This is a genomic window from Lapidilactobacillus achengensis, assembly GCF_003946655.1.
GTDB lineage: Bacteria > Bacillota > Bacilli > Lactobacillales > Lactobacillaceae > Lapidilactobacillus > Lapidilactobacillus achengensis.
On the sequence record NZ_RHOV01000007.1, the window covers coordinates 109406 to 116794 of the forward strand.

The following is a 7389-nucleotide window of genomic DNA, read 5'->3' on the forward strand; positions in this document are numbered from 1 at the left end:
ATTTTGATGAAAACTTATACTGATTATTTTTTCGATGAACCGGCATTCAACACCCATGACGCGGGTTATGTCCCATTAGAAACTTCGAATACGGCGCCGCAACCGTTACGGATTCCAGAACTGTTGCAACCTGATCGTGTTGAAGGAAACGATGTTTATTACACGATCACGGCACAAACTGGTTCGGTACAAATGTTGCCTGGAGCGCCGACGAGGACTTGGGGGTTCAATGCGCCCTTTCTTGGGCAAACGGCTGTTTTTCAGAATGGTCAAACGATCCATTTACACTTGGTCAATCATTTACCTGAGTTGACCACATTTCACTGGCATGGGCTTGATATTCCTGGTCCCATCGAGGATGGTGGCTGTCACGCGCCGGTTTATCCGGATGGTAGTCGGGATGTGGCCTTTAAGGTCCAACAAATGGCGTCAACGAATTGGTTACATGCCCATCCTTGCCCGGAAACGGCGGCTCAAGTTTATCATGGGTTAGCGGCGCTGGCGATCGTTCAAGACGCGCACGAGGCCAGTTTGCCACTTCCTCGTGATTATGGCGTGGATGATATTCCGGTTATTTTGCAGGATCGGCGTTTCCATGAGGATAATCAGTGGGATTATCGGGCGGATTACGATCCAGATGGGGTCCAAGGGCCAACTGCGCTGGTCAACGGGACAGTCAACCCCTATTTCAATGTCACGACCCAAAAGGTACGGCTACGGATCCTTGATGGTGCCAATCGGCGGGAGTGGCGGCTCCATTTAAGTGATGACCTGCCACTGGTCCAAATTGCTGGCGACGCGAGTCTGTTGCCAGAGCCGGTCGCGATGACTCATGTGATGATCACTTGCGCAGAGCGGCAGGAATTCGTCGTTGATTTCGGTCAATATCAGCCCGGGGATGAAGTGACGCTTTACTCTGACGAAACCCCATTGTTGACTTTCCGGATCCAAGACTTTCAACCAGACTCACGGCCGCTGCCGGAACATTTGCTAGATTTAGCCGTCCCAGACGCTGATCCAGAAATGCCGATCAAGAAAGTTGTTTTGTCCGGCATGGATGAAGCGGTCATGATCGATGGAACAAAATTTGTGATGGATCGGATCGACTATCGTATGCCTTGGCATAAGTGTCAGATCTGGGACATTGAAAATACCAATGATGAAATGGGTGGCATGATCCATCCCTTCCATATGCACGGCACGGGCTTCAAGGTGATCTCCCGCAATGGTCACGCCCCCTATCCTAACGAAACTGGGCTCAAAGATGTGGTCAGCCTGAATCCTGGCGAACACGTTCAAATCAAGGTTTGGTTCAATGTAACTGGGGTCTTTATGTATCACTGTCATATTTTGGAACACGAAGATGGTGGTATGATGGCGCAACTGGAGGTATTCGATCCCGAAAAGCCAGCAGTTCAATACGATCTAATGGACCATCACAAGATGATGCAGGCTTTCGCGGACGAACGCGGCGTCGAAATGAAGGATCTGTGGCTCGGCGGCATGGGCTCCTACGAGAAAATGAAGATGCACATGTAATTTCTCGCGCCACTGCGGCCTCAGGGACCCGCGCCTCCGCGTGAATCAAGGGTCACCCGCGCCTGGTTGACGCGCGAGGCTGTGCCCAAACAAATAAAAACCTGGAGTTGCGGTCATCGCCGCAGTCCAGGTTTTACTTTTGCTTACTTCTCTGTTTTATTTACTAAACGAATGTGCTTAAAGCCAACAACCGTTTTATTTTGTAGATCAGCAACAACTTCCTTGTACTGATCATCGAAGCTATCGATCGAAACTAAGGCCGAATTTTCGTAAACCTTGGTAATCGTTCCTTTAAAGCTCAGGGGGACGTCTTGACTCTTGCGGACACTGATCTTCTCGCCGATTGCTAATTCTGAACCTGTTACCACGTCAACACCAACTTCCTTTTACCATTACAATAAATCGTTTAATGTTATATCATGTTTCTTAGAGAAACACAATGGTTCTGCGCAGAAATCGTCATTATTCCGCTTTCAACTTTACTTTTGGCGAGGTAGGTCGCTGAAGTTGGTTGGTCAAGTCCGGCTCTGCGCCCACCACTTGTTGATTTTGCGATCCTTAAATTGAAAAAAGGTAGGTCCAAACAAATGGAGAAAGATTTAGCGACCCAGCGTGCGCAAATGCGCGTTGGTGCCATGTATAATGATTTACGTCCCGAATTGGTTCAGGCGCGGGCTTTGGCCGTCCAGAAAACCAACGCTTACAATCAAAGCGTCGGTCAACCGGCGGCCACGCGTCAAGCTCTTTTACGTCAACTTTTGAAAAAAGTGGGGACGGCGGCCTTCTTTGAACCCAACTTCCGCTGCGAATTTGGCGACAATATCAGTGTGGGCGCGAACTTCTACGCGAACTTCGATTGCATTATGCTAGATGGCGCCGAGATTACGATCGGTGATCATGTTCTGTTTGGACCACGCGTCAGCCTCTACACTTCCAACCATGCCAGCGACGCTCGGGAGCGAGTGGCTGGCGCTTGCTACGCCAAACCAATTACGATCGGTGATCACGTATGGCTCGGTGGCGGGGTGACCGTTAATCCCGGGGTGACCATTGGCGCCAACACCATCGTCGGCTCTGGTAGCGTCGTGACCAAAGATTTGCCGGCCAATGTGATCGCGGTGGGTAATCCGGCCCGCGTTTTGCGAGCCATCACCGCAGCCGACCAAACTGGCTATGATCCGACAATCGATTAAAGATTTACCTAAAAAGCACTCGACAACTAGCAGTCGAGTGCTTTTTTGCTACGTGTGCTAAGCGGGCGCGAATTGACTTTGGTACAGTTGAGCGTAATAACCTTGGGCCGCCAACAGTTCTTGGTGGGTCCCCTGCTCAATCACTTGCCCATGATCCATCACCAAAATCAAATCGGCCTGGCGAATCGTTGAAAGTCGGTGGGCGATCACGAAACTCGTACGGCCTGCGGTCAGTTTGTTAAACGCCTGTTGGATCTTGGCCTCGGTATAAGTGTCAATATTGCTGGTAGCTTCATCCAAGATCAGCATCGGAGGATTGGCCAACATCACCCGCGCGATCGTCAACAGTTGCCGTTGACCCACTGATAAGCTATCTGTCGCCGCCTGCAACGGTGTTTCGTAACCTCGCGGCAACTGCTCGATGAATTCGGCAACGCCACTTTCAGCCGCGACTTGCTTGATCTCCGCCAAAGTGGCCTCAGGTTTACCGAAAGCAATGTTCTCGCGGATCGTTCCAGCAAACAGCCAGGTATCCTGAAGAACAAGTCCAAATTGTTGCCGCAGATTTTGCCGCGTCAGCTGGCGAATATCAACGCCATCTAACGTGATCTGGCCCGCTGTCACATCATAGAAACGCATCAGTAAGTTGACCAGCGTGGTTTTCCCGGCGCCGGTTTGACCGACGATCGCCACTTGTTGACCTGGACGCACCTGCAAGCTCAGGTCTGTGATCAAACGTTGGGTCGGTTCGTAACTAAAGGCCACATGGTGGAAAGCTACCGCCCCTTGAACGTGGTCGATCTGTTGGGCGGGGGTGGGATCCGGAATTTCCGCGGTTAGATCAATAATCTTGAAGATCCGTTTCGCCGAAGCGTAGGCGGACTGAAATTGGCTCGTCAAGCTCGTAAAGTCGCTAAACGGTTTTCCAAAAATCGTTGCGAATATCAGGAAGCTAGAGATCTCGCCCACACTGATCTGGCCGCCGATCACCCGTAAGCCACCGACCATGCCAATGATGGCGTACATGATATTATTGATGGCCCGCGCCGACGGATTGGCGAAGGAGGAAATGAACTGTGATTTGAAGCCGGTCTGATACAATTGTTGATTCAGCGCTTCAAAATGAGCGCGGCTGGGCTCTTCTTGCTGAAAAGCCTGAGCGATTTTCAAGCCGGAGATTGTTTCTTCCACATAGCCATTCAATGTGCCTAGATCATCAGCCTGCTCCTTGAAATAGCCTTGCGAGCGTGTGGTGATCACTCTTGTGGTGATGAATGACAGTGGCGCGGTGATCAACACCATTAGCGCCATCACCCAATCTAAGCGCACCATAATAATGATGGCGCCAATGATCGTAAAGATCGCCTGTAACGTGGTCAACAGGCCTTGCAAGACACCATCCGAGATCACTTCCACATCGTTAACGAACCGGCTGGTCACATCGCCATGAGGGTTGCTATCAAAGAACCGCAAAGGCAAGGAACCGATTTTGGTAAAAAGTTGCCGCCGGATTTGATTGACACCAGCATAAGCCACGGTATTGGAGAACCAAGTCGCCAGCCAAAGGAACAGATTGCTGGCCAAATATAAACCCAATAGCAGCAGGAGATCTTGATCAAGCCGCGCGAAATCAACCTGCCCGCGACCCAAGAGCTGGTCAATCGTTTGACCCACCAAGACTGGCGCGATCAAGGTACCTACCACCGCGCCGATCGTTAAACCAGCGGCCGCACCGAACAAATATCTTTTCTGGTCGAAATAACCTAATAAACGCTTAAAGACGGGCATGCTGGTCACCTACCTTATCTTGATCTAATTGACTGGCGACTAATTCTTGATAGAACTGGTTCGTCGCCAACAAGGCCGCATGGGTATCAAAGCCGACAAGCTGACCATTGCGCAAAACCAGCACCCGATCACAATGAGCCACGGTCCCAATGCGTTGAGTCACCAGTAAGGTGTTCTTTTGCCAATTTTGTTGGCGCAGATCCCGTAAGAAATTGGCCTCAGTCAAATAATCCAGCGCGCTGGTAGCATCGTCTAATAATAAGAACGGGGCCTGTTTGACCAAAGCGCGCGCGATCGTCAAACGTTGCTTCTGACCGCCGGAGAAATTACGACCGCCCCGCTCCACTGGCGCGTCCAAGCCCGCTGGCAAAGTCCGAACGAATTCCGCCGCTTGCGCTGTCGTCAAAGCTTGCCATAATTGGGTGTCGGTGGCTTGAGGCGCGCCCCATTGCAAATTACTACGAATCGTTCCGGTAAAGAGCATAGTTTCCTGGGGCACAAGCGCAAACAGCCCCCGTAACTGGCGCAGTGGAATCGTCTGGGCGTCCTGTCCGAACAGGCTGATTTTCCCACTGGTCGGCCGGTAAAAACGAGGCAATAAGTTCAAAAGTGTCGACTTGCCGGCGCCGGTCCCGCCAATAATGCCAATGGTTTCCCCTTGGTTCAGCGCGAAACTCAGTGTTTGCAAGATCGCCGCACCCCGTTGGCCTTGACTGTCAGGAAAGTAAAATTGAACCTGATCCAAAGCGATCGTCGTCGCCGTCTCGGTGGCAAGGTCAATTTGTTCAGTGGTGGTGGCATCCTCACTAGCGGCCATCGCCAAGATCTCGTTGACCCGTTCGCCCGACGCCATCGCCTTGGTCATCAGGATCACCAAGTTCGACAGCATCAGAATCGCCGCTAAAATCATATTGACATAGTTGATCAAAGCCAACACAGTCCCTTGCGCCAAGGTGCCCCCATTGACCCGCGCGCCACTAAACCACAAAATGACCACGATCATCAGGTTGACGACCAAACCAGTCAAGGGATTGTACAAGGCAGACAGCCGCCCGATCCGTAAACCCGTGGTAGTGATCTCATCATTGGCCTGATGAAATTTATGAGCTTCCATTTTCATTTTGGTAAAGGCCCGAATCACGCGCACGCCGCTTAGATTCTCCTTGACCACGGCTGAGAGCTGATCCAATTGATGTTGATAACGGCGATATAACGGTGACATCCGAGTAGTCAGCCAGTAGACGACCCCGCCTAATACAGGCGTCGCCACCAGTAATACCAGGGCCAAGCGCCAATCCAAAATAAAGGCCATCAACAATGACCCTAAGATCATAAACGGCGCCCGCGAAACTTGTCGGATCATCATCGCCGTCCAAACTTGCAACTGATTGACATCATTGGTCAGCCGCGTCGTCAACGTGGCCGTCCCAAATTGATCTTGTTGTTGATAGGATAGCCCACTGATTTTCTTAAAAAGATCACGACGCAGATCCGTCCCAAATCCTTGGGCGGACCGGGCAGCGAAATACTGACAAACCGACGCTGAGCCAAAGCCCAAAACAGCGATCGCCATCATCAGCAGCCCATAATGCCAAACAAACCGCGAATCCCGCTGTTTGACCCCTTGATCAACAATGATCGCCATCAAGCTTGGCAACATCAGCTCACAAATCACTTCAATGAACTTAAAACAAGCACCCAGGATCGCTTGGCGACGATAAGGTCCCAGATACCCGCGCAATTTCCACACAAAGATTCCTCCCTAATAGCAGCTAACTCGTATACTCATCTTACCGCGCCCACCAGTAAAAAAAAAGACTTCGCCCCATAACCACACCGTTATTCCCCTAAAACCAAGTCCACACTCCGGCTAAAGAAGTGAGGCAACTGCGACTTTTGGCGGACGACAGTGACCGCGAATTCAACGATAATTAAAATAGTAATAAGAAATCAAGAGTGTGAGCCACCCCGGGTAGCTTCCGAGCATTAACCTAGCCAGGATTTTGGCGGCTGGGCTCGGCCGCCAGAAGCCTGGCGTAGTTAAGCGCAAGAAGCTGGGGTGGCGAACACGTTTCAAATCAGAGTGTGAGCCAACCCGGGTAGCGCTTGAGCATTAGCCTAGCAATTGTTTTGAAAGCCGCACCATGCTTCCGAAACAATCGCGTAGCTAAGAGGAAAGTGCTGGGGTGGCGAACACGTTTCAAAAAAAGGAGCCCACCATGTTCAAGCGACAGCTACCAATTGGCATCTCGATACTCTCGCTAACCAGTATCGGCGTGTTGTTAAGTACGAATGAAAATATTGGCTTGATCACCCTAGTTAAACGAATTCCTCGTTTCTGGTTGGTCTTCCTTTTAATTCTCTTGGTCATCCTCTCGTTGATCATCGGCTATGCCTGGTGGCGCCTGCCGCAAATCGTTGGGAAAATTGCTTTGATTAGTTTGATGGTGTTGTTCATCGCCACCATTATCGGCGCGTTACTGCAAACCGATCAGCGCCGGACGTTAAGCCTGATCGTTAGTGCTTCGATCGGTCTGATCACTACCGCGACAAGTCTGGTTGGCCTTCATCAACAGGCAAGTTTCGAATTAAATAAATAAGTCTGACTTTTCTCGCTTCCATAACGTCACACCTTTGCCGGCAAACAATTGTTTGCCGGTCTTTTCCTGCTATTGATGACACTGACCTCATGGCCTCCAAGCGCAGGGTCAGCCGGCTTAGCGTTGGCGTAAAGTTTAAGTGGGTGGAATTGTTGAAGATAAAAAGGGAGCGATTCCCTTTATGCTAGAATAGTAATTGACAAAACAACTTTCTAGGAGGAATCGCTCTTGAAATCTATTCTACAACAAATCAACACAGAATTGTTAAC

6 protein-coding genes are annotated in these 7389 nt (G+C 50.6%); 3 read left to right on the top strand and 3 right to left on the bottom strand.

All coding sequences use genetic code 11. The features are described 5' to 3' along the window. Positions 1–6: 6 nt before the first annotated feature. On the top strand, positions 7–1539 hold the full coding sequence (locus EKM94_RS06010; RefSeq protein ID WP_125598989.1) for a multicopper oxidase family protein: 1533 nt from the start codon (positions 7–9) through the stop codon (positions 1537–1539). 143 nt (positions 1540–1682) lie between these two features. On the opposite strand, the gene EKM94_RS06015 is transcribed toward EKM94_RS06010, so the two are convergent. Beyond that, positions 1683–1907, bottom strand: a complete 225-nt coding sequence (locus tag EKM94_RS06015) for a DUF2187 domain-containing protein (protein WP_125598992.1) — start codon at positions 1905–1907, stop codon at positions 1683–1685. A gap of 219 nt (positions 1908–2126) precedes the next feature. On the opposite strand from EKM94_RS06015, the gene EKM94_RS06020 reads away from it, so the two are divergent. Further along, a complete protein-coding gene (locus EKM94_RS06020) occupies positions 2127–2732 on the top strand; it encodes a sugar O-acetyltransferase (protein WP_225422171.1) in 606 nt (201 codons plus the stop codon). A gap of 57 nt (positions 2733–2789) precedes the next feature. On the opposite strand, the gene EKM94_RS06025 is transcribed toward EKM94_RS06020, so the two are convergent. Next, on the bottom strand, positions 2790–4520 hold the full coding sequence (locus tag EKM94_RS06025; protein ID WP_225422172.1) for an ABC transporter ATP-binding protein: 1731 nt from the start codon (positions 4518–4520) through the stop codon (positions 2790–2792). Next, complete coding sequence (locus EKM94_RS06030) at positions 4507–6270, bottom strand: ABC transporter ATP-binding protein (RefSeq protein WP_125598997.1); 1764 nt, start codon at positions 6268–6270, stop codon at positions 4507–4509. Before EKM94_RS06030 ends, EKM94_RS06025 begins: the two co-directional genes overlap by 14 nt. A 469-nt stretch (positions 6271–6739) precedes the next feature. Here EKM94_RS06030 and EKM94_RS06035 point away from each other — a divergent pair, with 469 nt between their 5' ends. Continuing rightward, the gene (locus tag EKM94_RS06035) at positions 6740–7120 is read left to right on the top strand and encodes a hypothetical protein (protein ID WP_125599000.1); all 381 of its coding nucleotides are present in this window, start codon (positions 6740–6742) and stop codon (positions 7118–7120) included. Positions 7121–7389: the final 269 nt, after the last annotated feature.